This is a genomic window from Pseudomonas sp. AKS31 (assembly GCF_023634765.1).
Taxonomy (GTDB): domain Bacteria; phylum Pseudomonadota; class Gammaproteobacteria; order Pseudomonadales; family Pseudomonadaceae; genus Aquipseudomonas.
In genome coordinates this window covers 187776-209431 of sequence record NZ_JAMLFX010000008.1, presented here as the reverse complement: position 1 = coordinate 209431, position 21656 = coordinate 187776, and the positions used below count along the sequence as shown (strand labels likewise).

Sequence of the window (21656 nt, the reverse complement as noted above, 5' to 3'; positions counted from 1 at the left end):
GTCATTCAACAAAGATGTTGTCTGAAACTCCGTCTTCGCGAGCAGGTTCGCTCCCACAGGGGTAGGTATTTTGGTAGTTGAGCCTATTTCACCTGCGGCCGCTCAAACCATTCCAGCGCCGTGCGCCAGATGCAGATCCCCAGGAAATACGCCGACATCAGCAGCCACAAGCCCATCACCAACGGATTGATCACCGGATGGTTGAGCACCAGCGACAGGCTGCACAGCAGCCAGATTGCCGTCACCGCAATGTTGATCGGCATGAACCGGCGTACCCGGAACGGGTGCAGGAACTTCATCCGCGTCACCGTCAGCAGCGCCAGGCCTATCACCGTCAGGAAGGTGATCCACGGCCCCGGGCCGATGATGTACAGGCACAGCGCGACCACATTCCATGCAGCCGGAAACCCGACAAAGTAGTTGTCCTTGCTCTTCATATTGACGTTGCAGAAGCAGAACAGCGACGACACCAGAATCAGCGACACGGTCAGCAGCAACGTGTAGTCGGGCAACGGAATGTAGCGATAGATGAACAGTGCCGGAATAAACACATAGGTCAGGTAATCGATCACCAGGTCGAGGATCGAACCGTCGAAGCTCGGCAGCACCGATTGCACATTGACCTTGCGCGCCAGTGCGCCGTCGAGGCCGTCGACAATCAGCGCCACGCCCAGCCACATCAGGCAATGGGTCGGCTGGTTTTCCAACAGGGCGAGGGTGGCCAGAAAAGCGGTGACCACGCCAGTCGCGGTAAAACCATGGGCGCCCCATGCTTTGAGCCTGGCGATGTGTACGGTCGATATCACGGGGGCGTTCTCCAGAAAGTGAAGCAAGCCGGGTATTACCCTTGGCGGGAAGGGCGCCGGCAAACCGGGTCGGGGTTGCAGCTATCGACCGGTCTGGCCGGGATAAGGTTCACCACTGATCAATCTTAGCTGGCCGGCAAAAAAATACGCGGGCGAAATCCGTCAGAGCTTCGAGCACCAGCCAAACGGTGCTGGCGCTATGGCCGCACGGGTCTATTGTTGCCAGATGCAGTGACTGCCAATGCTTGAGGATGACGTCATGAACACCAGCGATTTGCTCGAACAACTGCTGCAAGGCCGGGCCTCGGCGGGGCAACAATCTTCAGCGTCCGCCGGCGTTGGTTCGGGCGGTTTAGGTGGGTTACTGGGTGGATTGCTCGGTGGTGCGGATTCCACTGGCACACGCGGTGGCTCTGCGGCTGGCGGGCTTGGCGGATTAGGCGGCTTGCTCGGCGGTTTGCTTGGAGGCGCTGGTGGTCTGGGCGGCGCCTTGGGCGGGGCGCTGGGCGGCGGTGGCGCCACGCAAAACCGTTCGGGAGGCACCAACTACGCGGCGCTGGCCTCGCTGGGCATGATGGCGTTCCAGGCGTATCAGGCCTGGCAACGCAACCAGGCGAGTGCGGCACCGCAGCAAGCGCCGCAAACGGCTAACCTTCTTGCCGGCCCGGAAATAGAAGAACACAGCCACGCGGTGCTACGCGCGTTGATTGCGGCGGCCAAGGCTGATGGTCGTATCGATGAACCCGAAAAACACCTGATCAGCAGCGAAATCGGCAAACACACCGATGATCCGCAATTACAGCAATGGCTTGACGCTGAAGTCGCCAAGCCGCTGGACCCTGACGAAGTGGCGCAAGCGTCAAACGGTGACCCGGCTGTCGCCGCCGAAATGTACCTGGCCAGCGTGATGCTGGTGGACGACCAGCAGGACGCCGAACGCACCTATCTGGACGAGCTGGCAGCCGCGTTGAATATCGACCCGCAGTTGCAGGTGCACCTGGAACAGCAGGCCAAGGGTCAGGCCTGAAAGCAGAATCAAAGGATCGCAGCCTTCGGCAGCTCCTACAGGGTGTCCATCATTCCGTGTAGGAGCTGCCGAAGGCTGCGATCTTTTGATCTTCATAGCCAAATTGCATCCCACAACGGGTAGTCCCCCACACGCCCAACCAAACCGGCGCGCAACGGGTTCATAACGATGTATCGGGCAGCCGCTTTTAGATCTTCGTCGCGACGCAACGACCGGTCGTAATAACCGCGCTGCCATATCCCTCCCTGACTGCCGCGCTTGAGATTGATCGAGCGACAACTGCGCGATTTGACGCGGCACATGAGCGCTGCCAACGAACAGTGTTTCAATTCAATCAGCCAATGCAGATGATCGGGCATCACAACCCACGCCAGTGACTGAACCATTCCATCGTCATTGGCTGCACGCATTTGCTCTACTAGCAGTCTTCCCAAACGCCAATCCGAAAACACCGACTGACGTTCGTGAACGACGGCGGTGAGCAGATAAATACGTCCTGCCTCGCTATAACGCCCCTTACGCAATCCACACGCCTTTGCAGCAGCAGGCATTCCTTTGCCCTCCAAAAAATATCATTCTCGAACTCTAGCCAGCCCTCGCTCTCACGCCGGTCAAACCCATTGCAGGATGTAACCCTGTAGGAGCTGCCGAAGGCTGCGATCTTTTGATCTTGTTTTCTAAAATCAAAATCAAAAGATCGCAGCCTTCGGCAGCTCCTACAGGGGATTGCGGTGTATGCGAAGACGGCGCAGGTGGCCGTCCGTCCGGGCAATTTTCACGTCGATTGAATTTTTCGCAGGCGCCGCCTCTCTGCTGCTGTAGAGGCGTGTGGAACAGCGTCCTGCCAACCGACCGAGAATTTTGCCATGACTGTCCTGACCCCCCTGCAGGCTGCGCCTGCCCAACCGCTCCTGATGAACGCTGCCGGGAACATCCGCCAGGTCTATGAAGCGTTGTTGCGCGAAGACAATCCGCAAGACCTTGCGCAGGCGTTTTTGCAGGAGCAACTGCAACACGCCGCGCAGCTTACCGACTCGCTGCCCGAAGATCCGACGACATGGCACGCCTGGGTAGCCGAACATTGCGCCGATGTCGCCCGGCAATACGCCGACTATCTGCAACAGCGCAAGGCCGGTGGGCCTCGGCAATTCTTTCGTGGCAAGGCGCAGGCTCTGTATTTCCTGCAAGCGGTGGCACCGACCAAACTGGTCGACGGTGCATGGCTTTATGGTCTGTTGCCGCGCTGGCAAGACCCGCGTCACCAAGGCCTGCTGCGAACCTTTCTGGAAGAACTGGGCGAAGGCAATCCGGCGCAGAACCACGTGGTGATTTACCAGAAATTGCTCGCCGAGCACGATCTGCAGGACAGCAGTGCCATCGACGATGAACGCTACCTGCAAGGCGCAATTCAATTGGCCCTCGGTGTCTGTGGTGCTGATTATCTGCCCGAAGTGATCGGCTACAACCTCGGTTACGAACAACTGCCGTTGCACCTGTTGATCAGCAGCTACGAACTCAGTGAGCTGGGCATCGATCCGTACTATTTCACCCTCCATGTGACCATCGACAACGCCAGCACCGGCCATGCGCAAAAAGCCGTGCAGGCGGCGCTTGACCTGCTGCCGCTCGAGGCCGATCGAGCCGAGTTTCTGCGTCGGGTAGCGCTGGGCTATCGGCTCAACGATCTGGGGCAGGGCAGTCGCGCGATCATCGACGGTTTCGACCTTGAGCACGAGTTGCTGGCGATGCTTGAACGCAAATGCCCATTCGCTCAGCACATGCACTCCGATTACTGCCGTTTCGAAGGGCAGACCGTCAATCAGTGGCTGGCGGCACCGGAGCAATTGCCCGGATTCCTCCAGGCATTGCAGAACAAGGGCTGGATCAAACGCCACGAAGATCCCCAGGCCAGCCGTTTTTGGCAACTGATCGCGGGCGACGGTGCGGCCATGTTTGGCGTGTTCAATGCCTACGAAAAACAACTGGTGCACGACTGGATTGCCGGCGACTGGACCTCATCGGATAAACCCAGACCCATGCGACGGCACAGTCAGACGGCAGCGCCCATCGAAGGGCTTGAGCAAGATCCCGATGTACAGGCGCTCAATGCCGCGCTGCAAGGTCAGGATGCCTTGGCGCAAATGGCGATTCTGATCCCCTGGCTCGCCCCGGCCCGCCATGCACACCCGGCCGGGCTGCTCGCCACCCGGCGTTTTATCGAACTCAAATCCCGTTTGCCTTAAGGACCTTGCCGATGAATCAGGAAGAACAACTCTGCCCCAACGACCTCGTGCTACTGCAATTGGGCCGGCGCTTGTTGGCAGATGGATATCGGTTCGTCACCCCGACGCCGTTGACCCATCAACGGGTCAATCAGCGTGACGAGGGCCAGATGGCCGACACTTTGCGCGATGTGTTCGGCTGGTCGCGTCCGTTCGCGCCGGGGTTGCTGTCGGCCGATGAACAGCGGCAACTGCAAGACGCGCAGATCATTGATCACTACGAAGGTGAGCTGAAGAGTCGGGTGCGCTGGTCGAGCCTGGATGATTTGCTGTTCGTGCATTCGGCGTTCCCCACCGAGGCCGCTGACGCGGTGTTTTTCGGCCCCGACACCTACCGTTTCGCGCAACTGATTCACACCCACCTGCAGCAGAACTTCGCGCCAATCCATCGTGCGGTGGACATCGGTTGTGGCGCTGGCGTCGGTGCGATTCTGATCGGCCGCGCCCGACGCGAGGCGCAAGTGCTGGCGCTGGACATCAACCCAGCGGCGCTGCGTCTGACCGCGATCAATGCGGCGCTGGCGGAAGTTGCCAATGTCGAAGTGCGCGCCAGTGATCTGTTGCAGGGCGTCGACGGCGAGTTCGACCTGATCGTCGCCAACCCGCCGTACATGGCCGATCCGGCGGAGCGCGCCTATCGCCACGGTGGCGGTACGCTCGGGGCGGGGCTGTCGCTGCGCATCGTCGAACAGGCACTGAATCGACTGGCGCCCGGCGGTTCACTGCTGCTCTACACCGGTGTGGCGATGGTCGACGGTCGCGATCCGTTCCTCGACACCGTGCTGCCACGCCTGGATGAAAAGCGCTTCGGCTGGACGTACCGCGAACTCGACCCGGATGTCTTCGGCGAAGAACTGCTCAACCCCGGGTATCAACGGGTCGACCGCATCGCAGTGGTGGCGCTGACCGTGACCCGAATGGGCTGAAACAAGGCAGGTGCACGATGAACAGGAACCTCGACGACTACAACCGCATGCGCGATTTTTCAGCGACCTCGGAACCGGCCGCTGTCAAGCGATCTGGACGTAAAACCGCTGCCGAGCATGCTTTGCAGTTCTGCATTCAGAAGCACGACGCGTCGCACCTGCACTACGACTTTCGCCTGGAACTCGATGGCGCACTGAAGAGTTGGGCGGTGCCAAAAGGGCCGTCGCTCGACCCCAAGGTCAAGCGGCTGGCGGTGCATGTCGAGGATCACCCGCTGGATTACGCGACATTCGAAGGCAACATTCCGCAAGGGCATTACGGCGCCGGTGATGTGATCGTCTGGGATCGTGGCGTGTGGATTCCACTGGAAGATCCGCACGAGGCCTACGCCAAGGGCAAGCTCAAGTTCGAGCTGCAAGGCGAGAAGCTCGGCGGTATCTGGAACCTGGTGCGCACGCACATGCCGGGCAAGAAGGAGCAGTGGTTCCTGATCAAGCATCAGGACGGCGCCGCACGGCCGCAGGATGACTACGATGTGTTGGCAGCCGAACCGGACAGCGTGTTGAGCGAACGCACGCTCGTCACCAAACCAAAGCTGGCCGCCGAGCACAGCAAACCGCTGAAAAAGCCCGCAGCAAAAACGCGCAAGACCCCGAACGGCAAGCTCACGGGGGCGCACAAGGCCAAACTGCCGACGCAACTCAAGCCGCAACTGGCCACGCTGGTCGACAGTGCGCCGCAAGGGCAGTGGAGTTACGAGATCAAATTCGACGGCTACCGGATTATGGCGCGCATCGATCATGATCAAGTGCAGTTGTTCACCCGCAACGGCCATGACTGGACACACAAGCTGCCGCAACAGGCCGCCGCTCTGGCCGCGCTGGGACTGGAATCGGCGTGGCTCGACGGCGAAATGGTCGTCGCCAACGAACACGGCGTCCCGGATTTTCAGGCCCTGCAAAATGCTTTCGAAGCCGGGCGCAGCGGTAACATCCTCTACTACCTGTTCGATCTGCCGTATCTCAACGGTGTCGACCTGCGCGAAGTGCCGGTCGAGGAACGTCGCGCCGCGCTGGCCACGGTGCTCGGCAGTCATGAACAACCGCTGCTGCGCTTCTCAGAAGCCTTTGACGAAACCCCGGATGCGCTGCTCAACAGCGCCTGCCAGATGCAGATGGAGGGCCTGATCGGCAAACGCCTCGGCTCGCCGTATGTATCCCGGCGCAGCAGCGACTGGATCAAGCTCAAGTGCAAACACCGCCAGGAGTTCGTCATCGTCGGCTACACCGATCCGAAGGGTTCACGCAGTGCCTTTGGCGCGTTGTTGCTGGGGCTGCATGATCGCGACAGTGGCGAGTTGCGTTACGCCGGCAAGGTCGGCACCGGCTTCAACGAGGCGACGTTGAAAAGCATTCTGGCCCAGCTCAAACCGTTGCAGGTGAAGACGGCTGCAGTGGTCAATCCACCCAGCGGCTTCGAGGTCAAAGGCGTGCACTGGCTCAAGCCGAAATTGCTGGCGGAAGTCGCGTTTGCGGAAATGACCAAGGACGGTTCGGTGCGCCACGCCGTGTTCCATGGCCTGCGCAATGACAAACCGGCCAAAGCCATCACTGAGGAGCGAGCGAAACCGGTGAAGACTGCAGAGAAGAAATCAGCCACGAAGAAAGCGCCGAAAAAAGCCCCGGCGAGCAGCGCAGAAACCGCGCCGTCACAACTTGGACTGGCCAACGGCAAGGTGCGCATCACTCACCCGGATCGCGTCATTGATGCGGTCAGCGGTACCACCAAGATGCAACTGGCCGAGTATTACGCCAGTGTTGCCGAGTGGATCCTGCCACAGCTCAAGGATCGTCCGGTGGCACTGGTGCGCGCCCCGGACGGCATCGCCGGCGAATTGTTCTTCCAGAAAAACGCCGAACGCCTGGCGATCCCCGGCATTACCACGCTGGACAAGGATGTCACCGGGCAACCGGTCATGCTGATCAACAACGCCGAGGCGCTGATCGGTGCGGTCCAGATGAGCACCGTTGAACTGCATACCTGGAACGCGACCACGGTTGACCTGGACAAACCCGATCGCTTCGTCCTCGACCTCGACCCGGATCCGGCGCTGCCGTGGAAAAGCATGGTCGAGGCGACGGCGCTGACATTGACCGTGCTCGATGAACTGGGCCTCAAGGCGTTCCTCAAAACCAGCGGCGGCAAGGGTATCCATTTGGTGGTGCCATTGACCCGCAAACTCGGCTGGGACGAGGTCAAGGACTTCAGCCACGCCATCGTCACGCATATCGCCAAGCTGTTGCCGGACCGCTTTTCTGCGGTGTCCGGGCCGAAAAACCGCGTCGGGCGGATCTTTATCGATTACCTGCGCAACGGTCTGGGCGCCACCACCATTTGCGCTTACGCCGCGCGCACCCGCGAAGGCTTGCCGGTCTCCGTGCCGCTGTTTCGCGAAGAAGTCGCCGAGATCAAGGGCGGCAATCAGTGGAACGTGCACAACGTTCATGAGCGGTTGTCGGAGGTTGGCGACGAGCCATGGGCCGATTTGAAGAAAACCCGCCAGAGCATCACCGCCGAGATGCGCAAACGGCTGGGGCTGAAGAAGTGATCAGGTGTCCCGCAGCAAGTCGTGGGCATTGAGTAGTTCGAAGGCGATTTCCGGGTGGTTTTCCAGGCCGCGGCGAATGGCGGCCGGAATTGCGGCGCGGGTCTTGCGGCACAGGCCGGGTAACTCTTCGATCTGAATCGCTATGCCACGCATGGTGCGCACTTCGTTGAAACCGGGAGCGACGTCGACGCGGATGCCCAATTGCTCAAACATCCGCTGTTGCAGATGTTTGAGGTCATTCAGGTCTTTGAGCATTTCGAGGCGAGCAAGCAGACGCTTCTCTTCGTCCCGGGTCAGACGCAGGATGCGCAAATCCGCGCCAGGTGTCTCCAGCAATGGGTCGCGCCCGCAAATGCAGGCGCCGGGCGGGCAAGGGGAGCGCAAGGGCACAGAAGTCGTCATGGCCTCCATCATAGAGGCCGTCGGACATTTTTGCCTATGCGCCTTCAGCGGCCATCCATCGCCTGCTTTTTCCGTGAAGACTACTGATTCAGGCCTTCGTAATGCACCAGAATCGCGTTGGCCAGATCTTCATCGCTGGCGTTGAGGCCAGGATTGTCCTGGCGAGCCTGCTGCAGTACCGATTCAAGATAAACCCCACGAATGGCCCCGCCACTGGCGACAAATGCAGATAAGTCGTCACGGGCTGGAATCACCATTTTGTGATCCTTGAAGGTCGAGTACAGCGACGCGGAGACACCCGCTGAGGTGGCGACATCACCCGCATCGACGCGGGCCAACGCCGAACCGACAGGCAGGCATAAGAGTAAGGAAGAAATGAGCACTAACTTGCGCATGACGGTGTTCCTCCACAAGCGCGAAGCAAAAAGGGAAGGTCTACATAAAGTGAGAGGGGCGCGCGCGACGGGAGTTCCGTGGTGCCGAAAAGTCTGAGTTATTGCAAAACAGATGCGGGCAACGCCATGGCGGGTTGCCCGTTTTTCAAGCTGCGATGAGTCAGATCACCCCGCAGGCCATGCGATCGCCGCCACCGCCCAGTGGTTTCGGCATATCGGCGTGGTTGTCGCCCCCGGCGTGGATCATCAGCGCGTGGCCTTTGATCTCGGAGATTTTTTTCAGGCGCGGCGCCAGTACCGGATAGTTGGCAATGCCGTCCGCAGTCACATAAATCGCCGGGAGGTCACCCAAATGACCGTCAGCATACGGGCCGAGGTGCTTGCCGGTTTTTTGCGGGTCGAAATGTCCGCCAGCGGCCAGTGCAGCGCCTTTCACGCCGTCCTTCATGCCGGCCTCGCAACTGCCGTTCTCATGCACATGGAAGCCATGCACACCGGCCGGCAAGGATTTCAGCTCGGGCGTGAACAACAGGCCATACGCCGTCTCACTGATGGTGACCGAGCCGATCGCTTGCGGCGCACCGTCGGCGCTGACCAGATTGATGGCGACTTTTTCCGTCGCCGCCTGTGCGGTTCCAATGGCCAAGGTGCCGAGCAAACCCAACCACAATGCGCGTTTCATAAGCATTTTCCTTTTGCTGCAAGAGTGTTCAGAACGACGGACTCAATAGCCTGCCGGCATTAACCGGCGATGAACGCACATCCGCCTGCGTTGCAAAGTGAGACTTGCCGCGCAATCCGAAAGTTTTGCTGCGTTTAGCCAGCGTACCGACACCTGTTGACACGCTCTGGCGCGGCAGACCTGCGCAAATAGGCTTAACTGAAGGCTGACAAGCGCTTACGGGCGTAACGAGAGAGGAAAATCCGGTGTCGATCAAACTGCGTTTAGTGTTGCTGATTGTGACAAGTCTGCTGACGGCGTTGATCGTGAGTCTGGTCAGTTACGTCGGCAATCAGCGGATGGCCTCCGCGGTCAGCGATAACGCGGTCAGCATGAGCGCGCTGCGCAACCACATGGAAGCCGACATGATGCACGACGCCCTGCGCGCCGATGTCTATTCGGCAATGCTGGTGGGTTTGGGCAAAAGCACCAGCACGGCGCCCGAGGTGCGCGATTCGATCAACGAGCATGCGGGGCATTTTCGTGAGGTGCTTGAAGACAACCTCAAGTTGCCGATCAACCCGGCATTGCGCACAGCGCTGGAGCAGATCAAGCCGAGCCTCGATACCTACATCAATACCGGCGAGCGGATCGTCGGGTTGGCGCTGGACAATCCTGATGCCGCTCAGCAGGAACTGGGCACCTTCAAATCGGCATTCAGTCAGCTCGAAGAACAAATGGCCGCTTTGAGCGAGTTGATCGAGTCCAATACCCGGCAGACCAGCGAAGGTACCGAATCAGCCATCCACAGCGCCAACGTCGCGCTCGGCGTGGTGTTGATCGCCAGTCTTGTGCTGCTCCTGATTCAGGGGCGCTGGGTCATTCTCAGCATCTTGGGGCCGTTGAAGGCCGCCAGCCGTATCGCCGAAAGCATCGCCCACGGCAACCTCAGCGAGCCGATCGCCGAGCCGTCCGGCAAGGATGAAGCCAGTGTCCTGATCCGCACATTGGCGACCATGCAGCGCGACTTGCGCAACATGATCGATGTGGTGCGGCGCAATGCTCACGGTGTCAGCGGCATGAGCGAACAACTCAGCCACGGCTGCCATCAGGTCGCCGACAGCAGCCAGCAACAAAGCGTGGCCGCCGGCACCATGGCGGCGGCCGCCAGCCAGATGACTGCAAGCATCGAGGAAATCACACGCCACGCCGAACGCGCACTGAGCATGGCCAGTCAGGCCGAAACCCTGGCCAAAGAGGGCGGCGGCGTGATTCATCAAGTGGTCAGCGACATGGACGATATCGCTCGATCAGCGCAACAGTCGGCCCAGGTGATCCGCACGCTGGATAAGGAATCCGAAGCCATTTTCAACATCATTCAAGTGATCAAGAGCATTGCCGACCAGACCAACCTGCTGGCGCTCAATGCCGCCATTGAAGCGGCCCGGGCCGGGGAACAGGGCAGGGGGTTTGCAGTGGTGGCTGACGAAGTGCGCAGTCTGGCGGCACGCACCAGCGCCTCGACCCAGGAAATCGCCGCAATGGTCGCGCGCATTCAGCACAGCACCCGCGAGGCGGTCAGCAGCATGGAGGCGGGCGTCGCGCAGGTCGATAAGGGCATGGCGGTGACGGCGGATGTCGAGCGAGCGATTCGTGAAATCCTCGAGGCGACGTTGAGCACGACACAACTGGTCAACGACATCACCCGCACGATTGGCGAGCAGAGCCAGGCCAGTAACGAAATTGCCCATCAGGTGGAAATGATTGCCGGAATGTCCGAGGGCAACAGCCGGGTGATCGGGCAAACAGCGAATACTACAGATGAGTTGTCGAGCCTGGCGGGGCAGTTGGCGCAGTCGGTGGATCGGTTTCGGTTGTGAAAGCGGGGGAATGACCCGAACCTGAGTTGAATGTCAGGCAAATAGGTAACAGGAATGCTTTCAGACGATAAGTACCGTCGTTTGTATGTCCAGTTTGAATTTATATGTTCTGAAGAAATGTTGTTTTTTATCTGTTTCAATGGTGACAAAGGGCTTTTTCTTGCGATTGCAAACGAACGCTTTTTTAGGACTGAAGTTATCCAGATACTCCTCACCATGCGTTGTCTGCAGAAATTGAATTGTCGACTCGAGCTGCTCAATCGCATGATTTTTCCATGCGCTACCGCCTCTTTCTTTCAACTCAACCAAGTAAAGCTGCTTATTTGTGGTCAGCATGCAGTCACATCGACCTCGACCCGGTTCTTCAGTGTCACCAATCACGCATTTGTCGATGGCTGTGAAAAGGACCGCTTTACTATCCGGGTTTTTGACTGTGGCGATCCAGGTCTCTTCTGACTCTGGATCGGCGTAGGCGACAGGACGCGATGTGTTGTCGCACAGGCCAAACCGTTCTTGGTGGTAAGGGCCACTTTGACATTGAGCATTGAGGAAATTCACGCCTCCAATGCCTCCTCGATATCGAGAAGTTGATCGAACAAATCATTACCTTCACGAAGTGATTCGTTGAGGTAGTTATGGTCCGACGGAATGCCTCCCGACATGGGCAATTTTTCGATGCTTCCAGTTGTTTCATCGGCTTGATAAATCGCCAGTTCATTAGCGTCTACCAACGCGTGCAGGGGTATTACTTTGGCGAGGCTGGTTAGCAGGGTCTCTGCGCGCTTCTCCAATATGCTGTCGTGCAGATGTTTGCCCTGCACAGCGATCGTCAGATAACTCACCACATAAGGGCTATGAGTTGTCAGTACCAGACGGTTGTTTTCCCCTTGGTTATTGAACTGAAGAAGGCTTTGCAGAACGCTCCATTGTGATCGTGGGTAAAGATTCTGTTCGGGTTCTTCAACAATGTTTATAAAAGCAGTTTTGTTAAACCTTGCTGACAATGCAGAGAGAGCAATACGGCGTTGTTCCTCTGTCAGTGAGTCGATGGAAAAAATCTCCACAACCTCCTTTCTGAAACGCTCCAGCTCTTCGGTACTCATGGTTTCCTGCCGCTCTTCACTTCGCTCTTGAACGGTGTTGGCTAAGTAGTGGCTCACGAGATGTAGCGGTACAGCTGATTGAAAACCACTGGACGCATCAGCCAATCTCAGTTTGTAGTCTGATTCGCGGATGTTGAGTATGTCATTCAGTTTGTCGTATTCGAGTTCCGCCTGATTGATCGGTAGGCGTAGTGCCCCCTTCATATTGGCTTTCGCCGCGTCGAACTCAGTCAAAAACTCTTTCAGCGAATCAGAAGAAAGCTTCAATTCCCGGGGGTGCCGGACGTAGGCGATGAAATTGCGTTCTGCAGGCACATACATGATTTGAGGCAGGTGATATTTTCTGCCTTTCAATTCACTGACATGCAGCTGTCCGCGCAAATAATGGATTACGTAGGCTTCACCTTCGTATTCGATCTCAGTATCCGCAGAAAGATAATTTTCGAGCCTGTGATACATGAGGTAGGGCTTGATGAATTTATTTTTTCGTTCAAACCATTTTGCGTCGTAGTCGCCTCGCACCAGTGCCTTTTCAATCCACGAGAAGGTTGAATACAGTTTGGCCAATGTGCTCTTCCCCGAGCCCTGATTGCCCACAAATACGGTCACACGTTTGAACTCTATCCAGCCATTGTTCTTCACACCGTTACGGATAGGGCCAAAATGCTTGACGCGTAGTCGGGTCATTGATCACTCCATAGAGACGAGCTGATGCGGTATAGCGGTGCAGCATATCAGGGCGGGATGGAAACAGGAGTGGGAAATGCGACGACTCAGGTATAGCGCCAGTTTTTTGTGGGAAAGGACTCTGCCTCTACTCATTTCAGGCGGAGTCCTTTTTATCAATCAGAACTTGAACGCCTGCCGCCCCACCAGCAACCACTTGCCATGCTGTTTCTGCCAGATCTGAAAATTCTCGATCTCGGTCGGCACCACCTCTGTCCCCTTTAACGCCTGTGCGGAGAAGTGATGGCGCACGAGCGCGGTGTCGCCGGACAGGGTGATGGTCTGGTTCTGCATTTCCAGGGTCTTGAACGCGCTCTTGCCGGTTTCGATGTCGGCGATGAATTCCTTCTTGTCCTGAATCTTGCCGCTGGAGTGGCCGTAGGTCAGGTTGGGCGCGGTCAGCGCGTTCAGTTCGGCGATGTCCTTGTGCAGCATCGCCTGGGTCAGATGATCCACCGCTTGGGCGACATCCTTTTCCGCCGGGGCAGAGGCGGCCATGGCGTAGCCGCTGAAGGCGCAGAGAAAACCGATCAGGAGTCGGGTCTTGGTCATGAGGTAGTTTCCTTGTTGTTATGAGTTGATGACTGTGTTCGTCAGTTATCGTACAACCTAGCAGAAAATCTTTGGATAAGGCATTGCTTCAAAGCGTTGGTCGTCGGGGGTCATGTTCAGCCTTCGTCGGCCGATAGTGTCCAGAGCGGAAAAAGACTCTCAAGTCGGGAACAGACGCGCGGGTTTGCCCTGACGTGATATTCTTCGCGCCAACTTGGTTTGACCTTATTCAGTTTGCTTGCCTTCGGGCGGGCTGACGGAATCCCTGTCGCTCAAGTAGCTGAGCCAATAATGATAAGAAGTCAGTTCAGAAGGGACATTAACTGAGGTCGATGCAGCATGTCGGCCTTGTGTGCCCACCCGTCAAAATTGAAGTGTGCCGGAATCTGCGACGCGAGCCTGAGCGTCATCAAAGCGGATCGCATACAGATAACAGCGGCGGGCGGAAGGCGTTTTATCATAGGTGCAACAGATGTTTAAGAAAGTGAACACAGCCCTGCTGGGTCTGGCTTTGGCGATGGGGATGACATCCGCCAATGCTGACGAAGCAAAGAAAGTCGACGTCCTGCTGATCGGCGGCGGCATCATGAGCACCACCCTCGGTGTGTGGATCAATGAGCTGGAGCCAAGCTGGTCGATGGAAATGGTCGAACGCCTCGACGGCGTCGCCCTGGAAAGCTCCAACGGCTGGAACAACGCCGGTACCGGTCACTCGGCGCTCGCCGAGTTGAACTACACCCCGGAAGACGACAAAGGCAACGTAACGATCCCGAAAGCCGTCGAGATCAACGAAGCGTTCCAGGTCTCCCGTCAGTTCTGGGCCTGGCAGGTTCAGCAAGGCGTTCTGAAGAACCCTCGCTCGTTCATCAACACCACTCCGCACATGAGCTTCGTGTGGGGCGATGACAACATCAAGTTCCTGAAAAAGCGCTACGAAGCCCTGCAGGCGAGCCCGCTGTTCGCCGGCATGCAGTACTCCGAAGACCCGGCTGTGATCAAGAAGTGGGTCCCGCTGATGATGGAAGGGCGTGACCCGAACCAGAAAATCGCGGCCACCTGGAGCCCGCTGGGTACCGACATGAACTTCGGCGAAATCACCCGCCAGTTCGCTGCGTACCTGCAGACCAAGCCTAACTTCGATCTGAAACTGTCGAGCGAAGTCCAGGACATCACCAAGAATGCCGATGGCACTTGGCGCGTCAGCTACAAAAACCTGAAAGACGGCAGCAAAACCGAAACCGACGCCAAGTTCGTGTTCATCGGCGCGGGCGGCGGTGCACTGCACCTGCTGCAGAAGTCGGGCATTCCGGAAGCCAAGGAATACGCTGGCTTCCCGGTTGGTGGTTCGTTCCTGGTGACCGATAACCCGGCCATCGCTGAACAGCACCTTGCCAAGGCCTACGGCAAAGCGTCGGTTGGCGCACCACCGATGTCCGTTCCGCACCTGGACACCCGTGTTCTGGACGGCAAGCGCGTCATCCTGTTTGGCCCGTTCGCGACCTTCAGCACCAAGTTCCTGAAGGAAGGCTCGTACCTGGACCTGCTGACCAGCACCACCACCCACAACATCTGGCCTATGACCAAGGTCGGCATCAAGGAATACCCGCTGGTCGAGTACCTGGCTGGCCAACTGATGCTGTCGGATGAAGACCGTCTGAACGCGCTGAAGGAATACTTCCCGAACGCCAAAGCCGAAGACTGGCGCCTGTGGCAAGCCGGCCAACGCGTGCAAATCATCAAGCGTGATGAAGCCGCTGGCGGCGTGCTGAAACTGGGCACCGAAATCGTTGCTGCACAAGACGGCTCCATCGCCGGTCTGCTGGGCGCATCGCCAGGCGCGTCGACCGCTGCACCGATCATGCTGAGCGTGCTGCAGAAAGTCTTCAAAGACAAAGTGGCTACTCCTGAGTGGCAAACCAAGCTGCACCAGATCGTTCCAAGCTACGGCACTCAGCTGAACAACGATCCAGCCAAAGTGGCTGCAGAGTGGGCTTACACCGCCAAGATCCTCGAATTGCCGACACCTCCAGTGATCGGTCAGGCGGCTGCTCCGGCTGCTCCGGCTGCACCTGCAGCTCAGAAAGCTGAAGCTCCGAAGGAAAACGCTGCACGTGACATGGCTCTGTAACTAGAACCCTGACACACAAAGCCCACTGAACCGGCGACGGTCAGTGGGCTTTTTTCTGGCAAAGCGTTTTGTAGGAGCTGTCGAGTGAAACGAGGCTGCGATCTTTTGATCTTGCTTTTGAAAGATCGAGATCAAAAGATCGCAGCCTGCGGCAGCTCCTACAGGGCTTTCATGTGCTCAGGATTTGGCCTTGGCCAGATAAGCCCCCAGCCGCCGACCCATCTCTTCGCCCAAGGCCTGCAGACCACTGAGTGGCCGCACCATCACTTCAAACTCGACAATCTTCCCGTTCTCATCAAAGCGAATCATGTCGATCCCCTTCAACTCCTTCGAACCCACCCTGGCGCTGAACTCCAGAATCACATTCAAGCCATCGGCAGTCGCCAGTTCACGGTGATAGCGGAAATCCTCAAACACCTCGAACACCGTGTTGAGAATCATCGACACCACTGGTGCGCCCGGATAAGGCGTGTGGGCCATCGGCGAGCGGAACACGGCTTGCGGGTCGAGCAGGCCGGGCAGGGCGCTGAGGTTGCCGGTGCGGATCATTTCGTGCCATTTGCCCAGCGATGCGGCGACGTTGGGTTGCAGGTTCAGGTCGGTCATGTTCACTCCAGGATTTTTCTTGTTGTTGTCGCGACGGCAATGACTCTAGATCAACCACGCCGAAATTGAACCCTCGTGCCGCGATCTGAATACCGGGCCATGGCCCATGCGGATCAGATGCGCATCTGATCCGTATTATTTCACTGGATCTGCCTCTGTTACCGGCTCAGTCATCTGCTCAAAATAGCCCCACGGTTCGGCACTCGCGGCAGTTCTTCATCCCGAAGCGCCCAGTGCACCGCAAGCTCAGCATTGAGGAGAGCAACATGAACAAGATGGCGTTTTTTCTGGGTGGCTTTCTGACACTGACCATTCTGATCGGCCTGCTCGCAACGATTTCTCCGGTCTGAAGCGACCCTTTTCCAGTGACGTCCACGGGTGTGTCGCGCAAAGCATGTTTAAATGCCGCGCCCTACACCTGTAAATGGACTTCAGTCATGGCCGAACACCGCATTCGCGCGCTCGCACTTTGCGTTTTTCATCACAACGGCAAAATTCTGGTTAACGAATTTCGCGACCCGGTCAGCCAGCAAACCTGCTTTCGGCCCGTCGGCGGCGGCATCGAATTCGGCGAGACGAGCGCCGAAACCATCGTGCGTGAAGTGCAGGAGGAGTTGGGGTTGTCCATGACGGACATGCGTCTGCTCGGCACACTCGAAAGTCTTTTCGTTTACAACGGCAAACCGGGACACGAAATTGTCCAGGTATACGACGCGACGTTTATCGATCCGGGCGTCTACGACCACGCACAGATCGATGGCCATGAAAGCGACGGCGCGCCCTTCACCGCGCGTTGGCATGACAGCTCAAGCTTCAGCGAGCAGGCGCCCCTGGTGCCGAAAGGCTTGCACGAACTGCTGAAAAGCGCCGGATTGCTCAGCTGAATCTACTCACGCTTCCCCCGACCAATACCAAAGCGTATCGCCCCAGCGGGAGTCATTGATCTTCGGCATGAGTTCACCCTGTTGGAAATGACGACGGGAGTTCGCCTGAGCGGGCGTGAACCAGTAGCCGGTTCGGCTGCATGCATCGCCGGCAACGATTCGGCCGACTTGTGTCATTCGTGGGCTTTGATGATTTCTCGCGTGGTCGACCAGATCTTTCGGATAAACCATATGGTCGACGGCGTGATCATCGATGCCATACAAAAATGCGACGGCGCCAGCTTCAAACGCCCAGTAGCCCACGTAGTTCCCGTCCTCTCCCTGTAGATGAGCGTCGTGCCAAGGCGCATGCCGGAATGCGGGATACCATTGTTTGCAATAGGTCAGTAGCAGCTCGGAAGCTTCTTCTTTTTCGTCTGCGTAAATCGCCTGTAACAACGGCGTGTAGACATCGTGAAACCACTCATCAACATCGTCTCGATCAGGCAAAACTTTGCAGAGAAGATCTTCGTAAAGTGCGTCCTCTCCCTTGAAGCCGGCATTGTCCAACAAGCTTGTGAACCGCTTCAGAAGATCAGTGCGGTGGAGCAGGACACACAAACTTATTACTTGGACGCATTCCTCATATTCGTCAAGCCAGCTGTCGATAGCCAGTGGAGAGATGTTCGCGATCTGTTCGAACGCTGCCAGTTTTTGCTGACGTACTTCATATTTTGAAATCAGGTCTTCAAGCAGGGGTTCTAACTCTGGAATATCGACGCCGGCGGTGTAGGAGATCAGCAGCTTTTTTAACGCAACTGTCTTGAAGTGATTCGCCCGCAGAGAGGCTTCCTGTTCCGGGGAGTCAGATTCAAAGGTGTTGTTTCTCCAGAATTCCTCGGTGTCAACGCTGTAGGCGAGAAACTCCACATATTGAGCGTCGCTAAGGAGTTTTTGTCTTTTCTTCATGGCCGCTCTACTCAAGATTCAAGGAAGGTTGCGCCCCGTATTTCGCGGCAAGAGATTTTTTGCGCTTGTTTACAAAAGCTTTTACTTCCGAGTCCTTGTAATGAAATGCCGAGTGGTTTCTATGGGTTTGCTCATCACTGTTCTTCAGACGAGCTTCCGCATGTTCTTTAGGACCCCATTTCGGATGGAAGAGCGGCGCATAAAAAAGATGACGACTATATGAGGCAGAGACTTGATCTACCAGTCGCAACGGAACGGCGTTTCCAATGTTTTTCTGGATCCACTCCTTGCTCATTTGAACAAGAATTTCCGTGCTTCTCGCGGCTGTTGGTTTGGCTTTCTTATCTGCCGAGGGGGTCGGTTGTTTCGTTTTAGCCCGTTTACCTCTGCTTTTTTCGGCGGGAGCAGCCTGTACCGGATCTTGCGGTTCAAGCAGTGTATCCGTGTCGGGCAGTCCGGTTGCGCCAAGCTTTGAGGAGATGCCGGGAGTACGAGTATTGTTCGGTTTACGCATGAACTTGGGGCCATCCTCATCACGACTGGCTTTCGCTTCAACAATTGCGAATGTCTTCCCCTGATTATTGGCCGGGTCTGCGCGCCAGACGGAATCAATCCCCGTACCATTGGCTCCGTCTGTGAGTTTGTAGAGAACATGCCTGGCTTTCGGACTTCCACCTTTCGACAGTTTTCCTTTTTTCGTGGCACTTGGCAGCCCCTCCAGCCATTTGCCATCCGCCCCCTTGTCATGTCCATCCCAATCCTTGCCCCAGCCGAACTCGACTGCGCAGATGTAATCGGCGATATGTTCGCCGCTGACGCCCAGGCCTTCATTCAAAATGCTCGAAGGCGCCTGAACGCCGACCCTGGAGGATTCGACGCGGTTGGAATGGGTGCCGCTGGCGCCGTCCTTGCCTTGGGTGCCGACGGTGGAATCGCGGTTGGCGGGTTTTTCCCCGCGTCGTGGGTGACTGGAGACGGAGGCGGCGGAGCTGTTGCGCTGCATGCCTTTCCATTTGATCAGGCGTTTTTCAACGATGCCAAGCATCGCCGGCATGTTGTCTCGGGCGGTAGCGAGTACGGTCACCACGGCGGTTTGAACCCAACCCGGCGAGCCCTTATAAACAGAGGAACTCCTGATTGCGGAAATAATGTCGTCCATTTCCGCGCGCAGTTTGCCGGCGTTGAAAATCCGTGACAGGAGTTCTTCCGGACTGGTCTTGATGCCGCATTCCTGCAAGACGAACCGCAGCAGATCAAACAACACCGGGGCGAATCGTTGAGGGTTGCGGTTGACGATACGCATGCTTTTTTTCAAGCCGTCACCCGCGCCGGGTATCCAGCCGATCACTGCCAGGAGCAAATCGAACTGGGCATCTTCCTTGGCTCCGGGCGTGTCCGATTTGTACAGCAGAACGGCGGATTCAATGGTGTCGTACACGTCAATGGCCTGGCCCAGAAACGGCACCGCACCCATCGCAATGCCTTTGCCCAGTTCGATAGCCGCTTCCTGATAAGCCCCGGTGCGGTCGTCGTTGCTGCTTGTTTGTGCGCTCATGCCAGCCTCCCTGCGGCTTTTTCGACCAATGCCTGTAGATCAACGGTGGCGGGGTCGAAACCCAGTTTTCGCAGATCTTCGTCGATTTTGTCGTCAGAAGCGTCAACCACGGCCACAGCCGGACGCTCATAGGGACGTGGGTCTTCACCGTAATAGACTTTCGCGGGGCCTTTTGGCACGTCTTCCAGCCGGGCGAATCCGTCGCTGTCGAGCACACCTTCGCGAGTCGAGCCATCGGCGAATTCAACGCGATAAGACGCGCCGGGTACGGGTTCGAGATTGTCGTAGTGCAGGTTCAGTTCAAGCCAGGTGGGATTGGTTTTGGCCCGTTCCATCAAGTTGCCGGCCGTGTCAGTCGCGGCCAGTCCGGGAATCAGCGGAGCAAGAATGGCGATGCCGGTCCCCACGCCCGGCGCGCCGCCAGTGTTGACCTTCACTTCGGCACCGCTGATGGTCACGCCGCCGGCGTCGACCTTGACGAAACTCCCGCCAGCCTTGGCCGTGAGTTCCATGCCACCCTCGGCGACGACTCTGTCACCGGCGTAGTAATGGATCTCGCTGCCGGCCTCGACAAACTGTGCGGTGCCGACTTTCAGGTGTCGAGTCACGCCAACCGTCAGGTGATCATCCGCGCGGATTTCGCTTTTACGATCCAGATGCGTAATCCGGTGCTCTTCAACCTTGAACTCGCTCAGCGTGTTGGCTTCAACGGTGTCATGCCGTTCGTTACCGACGCGAATCTTCTGGTCGTGCTCAATGTTCTCGTCCCAATCGCGCTGGGCATGGATGTAGATCTGCTCTACACCTTTCTTGTCCTCAATGCGGAACTCGTTGTAGCCCTTGCCGCCCGGTGAACTCAGGGTCTTGAACGTGCTGCGGGTCTTGTTGGCCGGCAGGTCGTAGGGGACGACGTTTTCCTTGTGGTACAGGCAACCGGTGACCAGTGGCTGATCGGGGTCGCCTTCGAGGAAGGTGACGAGGACTTCCATACCGATGCGCGGGATGGCGATGCCGCCGTATGCTGCGCCGGCCCAGCCGCTGGCGACGCGCATCCAGCAGGTGGTTTTGTCGTCGCCCTGGCCGTCGCGGTCCCAGTGGAATTGCACCTTGATGCGGCCGTATTGGTCGCAGTGAATCTCTTCGCCTGCGGGGCCGGTGACGACGGCGGTCTGGCTGCCGAGCACTTTTGGTTTCGGGTGTTCAAGGGCAGGGCGGTAGTGCGCGTCCCACGGGGTGGCGAGGAAGCTGTTGCGGTAGCCCTGGTGGAAATCGCTTTTGTGGTCGGTGACGTCGCTGGTGACGTTTTCGCCGAGCACTTGCGGTTGTTTGCCTTCGTGGAAGACTTCCAGCAGCAGCCACAGGTCATTCCATTCGGCGCGCGGGTGTTCGGCGAGGGTGAGGAAATGGCCGCTGGTGAGGGTCGGTTCGTCACCTTTGCCTTCGGCGAGTTTGTAGTCGCTGCGATGACGCTCGAGGGCGCGGGTGGAGAGGAACTTGCCGCGCTCGCGGGTGGTGAAGCGGCCGGGGTAGTCGTAGTCTTCGAGGTCCGGGGCGAAGTCGGTTTTGACCGCGCCTTCGGGGAGGATCTTTGGTTTTTCGAAGTCGTAGTCGCGGCGGCTGACGCGGGTGGTGCGGGTTTCCAGACGCAGGTTGAAGCGTTTGATCACCGGTTTGTCGGCGGCCATGCCGGAGTCTTGCTGGTAGCTCACGGCTTTTAGTTTGCGGAACACGGTCTGGTCGTCGCCGAACACCAGTTTGTGGCCGCTGCTGCTGTGCTGGAAGTGGAAGTGAATGCCTTCCTCTTCGCACAGGCGCTGGATGAAATGCAGGTCGGATTCGTCGTACTGCACGCAGTACTCGCGTTCCGGGTATTCGGCACCGAGCTGGAAGTTGTAGGCGTCGGCGAGGATGCCGCGATCTTCAAGGACCTGAGCGATGATCTTCGGCACGGTCAGTTGCTGGAAAATCTGCTGATCGTGGTTGTGCCGCAGGTAGGCCAGTTGCGGCACCAGGCTGAGGCTGTAACGGGTCAGGGTCTTGCCGGAGTCGCCTTGCTCGATGCGATACACCAGACCGTGGATCTTGCCTTCGCCGGTCGGGCCGAAGGCCAGGACGCCGGGTTTGTGCAGCAGCTCTTCGAGTTTGAGGTCGGGGCGGGCGCTGACC

General features: G+C 57.8%; 19 protein-coding genes and 1 pseudogene. 8 read left to right on the top strand and 12 right to left on the bottom strand.

All coding sequences use genetic code 11. The annotated features are described in order from the left end of the window. Positions 1 to 83: 83 nt before the first annotated feature. Positions 84 to 806: a phosphatidylcholine synthase gene (gene pcsA, locus M9827_RS20095; protein ID WP_105709010.1), complete on the bottom strand. Its 723-nt coding sequence runs from the start codon at positions 804 to 806 to the stop codon at positions 84 to 86. Between the two features lie 259 nt (positions 807 to 1065). Here pcsA and M9827_RS20090 point away from each other — a divergent pair, with 259 nt between their 5' ends. Further along, positions 1066 to 1833: a tellurite resistance TerB family protein gene (locus M9827_RS20090; RefSeq protein WP_250606796.1), complete on the top strand. Its 768-nt coding sequence runs from the start codon at positions 1066 to 1068 to the stop codon at positions 1831 to 1833. 92 nt (positions 1834 to 1925) lie between these two features. Here the strand turns inward: M9827_RS20090 and M9827_RS20085 are convergent, their stop codons facing one another. Continuing rightward, the gene (locus M9827_RS20085) at positions 1926 to 2384 is read right to left on the bottom strand and encodes an REP-associated tyrosine transposase (protein ID WP_250606795.1); all 459 of its coding nucleotides are present in this window, start codon (positions 2382 to 2384) and stop codon (positions 1926 to 1928) included. 315 nt (positions 2385 to 2699) lie between these two features. On the opposite strand from M9827_RS20085, the gene M9827_RS20080 reads away from it, so the two are divergent. Genes M9827_RS20080 through ligD form a run of 3 tightly spaced genes read left to right on the top strand, consistent with a single transcriptional unit; the run spans position 2700 to position 7650 of the window. Further along, positions 2700 to 4076: an iron-containing redox enzyme family protein gene (locus M9827_RS20080; protein WP_250606794.1), complete on the top strand. Its 1377-nt coding sequence runs from the start codon at positions 2700 to 2702 to the stop codon at positions 4074 to 4076. An 11-nt stretch (positions 4077 to 4087) separates the two neighbouring features. Further along, positions 4088 to 5041 carry a methyltransferase gene (locus tag M9827_RS20075; protein WP_250606793.1) on the top strand — a complete coding sequence of 318 codons (954 nt, stop codon included), beginning with the start codon at positions 4088 to 4090 and terminating at the stop codon, positions 5039 to 5041. 17 nt (positions 5042 to 5058) lie between these two features. Then, the gene (gene ligD / locus M9827_RS20070) at positions 5059 to 7650 is read left to right on the top strand and encodes a DNA ligase D (RefSeq protein WP_250606792.1); all 2592 of its coding nucleotides are present in this window, start codon (positions 5059 to 5061) and stop codon (positions 7648 to 7650) included. On the opposite strand, the gene M9827_RS20065 is transcribed toward ligD, so the two are convergent. The 3 genes from M9827_RS20065 to sodC all read right to left on the bottom strand — a co-directional run bounded on the left by M9827_RS20065 (position 7651) and on the right by sodC (position 9129). Further along, positions 7651 to 8052 (bottom strand): hypothetical protein, encoded by a 402-nt coding sequence (locus tag M9827_RS20065; protein ID WP_250606791.1) that lies wholly within the window; start codon positions 8050 to 8052, stop codon positions 7651 to 7653. An 80-nt stretch (positions 8053 to 8132) separates the two neighbouring features. Continuing rightward, positions 8133 to 8447 (bottom strand): DUF2388 domain-containing protein, encoded by a 315-nt coding sequence (locus M9827_RS20060; protein ID WP_007919602.1) that lies wholly within the window; start codon positions 8445 to 8447, stop codon positions 8133 to 8135. 160 nt (positions 8448 to 8607) lie between these two features. Further along, a complete protein-coding gene (sodC, locus tag M9827_RS20055; RefSeq protein ID WP_250606790.1) occupies positions 8608 to 9129 on the bottom strand; it encodes a superoxide dismutase [Cu-Zn] SodC in 522 nt (173 codons plus the stop codon). 245 nt (positions 9130 to 9374) lie between these two features. Between sodC and M9827_RS28030 the strand changes: the two are divergent. After that, positions 9375 to 10130, top strand: a pseudogene (locus M9827_RS28030) (MCP four helix bundle domain-containing protein); the annotation flags it as partial. Then, entirely contained in the window at positions 10125 to 10988 is an 864-nt protein-coding gene (locus M9827_RS28025) for a methyl-accepting chemotaxis protein (protein ID WP_442967405.1), read from the top strand. The pseudogene M9827_RS28030 and the gene M9827_RS28025, both read left to right, overlap by 6 nt. A 60-nt stretch (positions 10989 to 11048) precedes the next feature. On the opposite strand, the gene M9827_RS20045 is transcribed toward M9827_RS28025, so the two are convergent. The 3 genes from M9827_RS20045 to M9827_RS20035 all read right to left on the bottom strand — a co-directional run bounded on the left by M9827_RS20045 (position 11049) and on the right by M9827_RS20035 (position 13369). Beyond that, positions 11049 to 11546 (bottom strand): hypothetical protein, encoded by a 498-nt coding sequence (locus tag M9827_RS20045; RefSeq protein WP_095047488.1) that lies wholly within the window; start codon positions 11544 to 11546, stop codon positions 11049 to 11051. Continuing rightward, complete coding sequence (locus M9827_RS20040; RefSeq protein WP_250606788.1) at positions 11543 to 12778, bottom strand: ATP-binding protein; 1236 nt, start codon at positions 12776 to 12778, stop codon at positions 11543 to 11545. The genes M9827_RS20045 and M9827_RS20040 overlap by 4 nt, the downstream gene beginning before the upstream one ends. Positions 12779 to 12937: 159 nt before the next feature. After that, positions 12938 to 13369 carry a nuclear transport factor 2 family protein gene (locus M9827_RS20035; protein WP_250606787.1) on the bottom strand — a complete coding sequence of 144 codons (432 nt, stop codon included), beginning with the start codon at positions 13367 to 13369 and terminating at the stop codon, positions 12938 to 12940. 472 nt (positions 13370 to 13841) lie between these two features. On the opposite strand from M9827_RS20035, the gene mqo reads away from it, so the two are divergent. Beyond that, positions 13842 to 15497, top strand: a complete 1656-nt coding sequence (gene mqo / locus M9827_RS20030; RefSeq protein ID WP_250606786.1) for a malate dehydrogenase (quinone) — start codon at positions 13842 to 13844, stop codon at positions 15495 to 15497. A 177-nt stretch (positions 15498 to 15674) separates the two neighbouring features. On the opposite strand, the gene M9827_RS20025 is transcribed toward mqo, so the two are convergent. Then, positions 15675 to 16103 carry a nuclear transport factor 2 family protein gene (locus tag M9827_RS20025; protein ID WP_250606785.1) on the bottom strand — a complete coding sequence of 143 codons (429 nt, stop codon included), beginning with the start codon at positions 16101 to 16103 and terminating at the stop codon, positions 15675 to 15677. Positions 16104 to 16540: 437 nt separating this feature from the next. Between M9827_RS20025 and M9827_RS20020 the strand changes: the two genes are divergently transcribed. Beyond that, complete coding sequence (locus M9827_RS20020) at positions 16541 to 16987, top strand: NUDIX hydrolase (protein ID WP_250606784.1); 447 nt, start codon at positions 16541 to 16543, stop codon at positions 16985 to 16987. A gap of 6 nt (positions 16988 to 16993) precedes the next feature. On the opposite strand, the gene M9827_RS20015 is transcribed toward M9827_RS20020, so the two are convergent. From M9827_RS20015 to M9827_RS20005, 3 genes are all read right to left on the bottom strand, one after another. Next, positions 16994 to 17935, bottom strand: a complete 942-nt coding sequence (locus M9827_RS20015; RefSeq protein ID WP_250606783.1) for a PoNe immunity protein domain-containing protein — start codon at positions 17933 to 17935, stop codon at positions 16994 to 16996. A gap of 7 nt (positions 17936 to 17942) precedes the next feature. Continuing rightward, entirely contained in the window at positions 17943 to 19490 is a 1548-nt protein-coding gene (locus tag M9827_RS20010; protein WP_250606782.1) for a hypothetical protein, read from the bottom strand. Beyond that, a partial coding sequence (locus tag M9827_RS20005) for a type VI secretion system Vgr family protein (protein ID WP_250606781.1) occupies positions 19487 to 21656 on the bottom strand: 2170 nt, incomplete at its 5' end. The genes M9827_RS20010 and M9827_RS20005, both read right to left, overlap by 4 nt.

Bases quoted from the DNA above. Each gene is read 5' to 3' on its own strand.
- M9827_RS20090 (WP_250606796.1), top strand. From the start codon at position 1,066: ATGAACACCAGCGATTTGCTCGAACAACTGCTGCAAGGCCGGGCCTCG.
- M9827_RS20085 (WP_250606795.1), bottom strand. From the start codon at position 2,384: ATGCCTGCTGCTGCAAAGGCGTGTGGATTGCGTAAGGGGCGTTATAGC.
- M9827_RS20080 (WP_250606794.1), top strand. From the start codon at position 2,700: ATGACTGTCCTGACCCCCCTGCAGGCTGCGCCTGCCCAACCGCTCCTG.
- M9827_RS20075 (WP_250606793.1), top strand. From the start codon at position 4,088: ATGAATCAGGAAGAACAACTCTGCCCCAACGACCTCGTGCTACTGCAA.
- ligD (WP_250606792.1), top strand. From the start codon at position 5,059: ATGAACAGGAACCTCGACGACTACAACCGCATGCGCGATTTTTCAGCG.
- M9827_RS20065 (WP_250606791.1), bottom strand. From the start codon at position 8,052: ATGACGACTTCTGTGCCCTTGCGCTCCCCTTGCCCGCCCGGCGCCTGC.
- M9827_RS20060 (WP_007919602.1), bottom strand. From the start codon at position 8,447: ATGCGCAAGTTAGTGCTCATTTCTTCCTTACTCTTATGCCTGCCTGTC.
- sodC (WP_250606790.1), bottom strand. From the start codon at position 9,129: ATGAAACGCGCATTGTGGTTGGGTTTGCTCGGCACCTTGGCCATTGGA.
- M9827_RS28025 (WP_442967405.1), top strand. From the start codon at position 10,125: ATGCAGCGCGACTTGCGCAACATGATCGATGTGGTGCGGCGCAATGCT.
- M9827_RS20040 (WP_250606788.1), bottom strand. From the start codon at position 12,778: ATGACCCGACTACGCGTCAAGCATTTTGGCCCTATCCGTAACGGTGTG.
- M9827_RS20035 (WP_250606787.1), bottom strand. From the start codon at position 13,369: ATGACCAAGACCCGACTCCTGATCGGTTTTCTCTGCGCCTTCAGCGGC.
- mqo (WP_250606786.1), top strand. From the start codon at position 13,842: ATGTTTAAGAAAGTGAACACAGCCCTGCTGGGTCTGGCTTTGGCGATG.
- M9827_RS20025 (WP_250606785.1), bottom strand. From the start codon at position 16,103: ATGACCGACCTGAACCTGCAACCCAACGTCGCCGCATCGCTGGGCAAA.
- M9827_RS20020 (WP_250606784.1), top strand. From the start codon at position 16,541: ATGGCCGAACACCGCATTCGCGCGCTCGCACTTTGCGTTTTTCATCAC.
- M9827_RS20015 (WP_250606783.1), bottom strand. From the start codon at position 17,935: ATGAAGAAAAGACAAAAACTCCTTAGCGACGCTCAATATGTGGAGTTT.
- M9827_RS20010 (WP_250606782.1), bottom strand. From the start codon at position 19,490: ATGAGCGCACAAACAAGCAGCAACGACGACCGCACCGGGGCTTATCAG.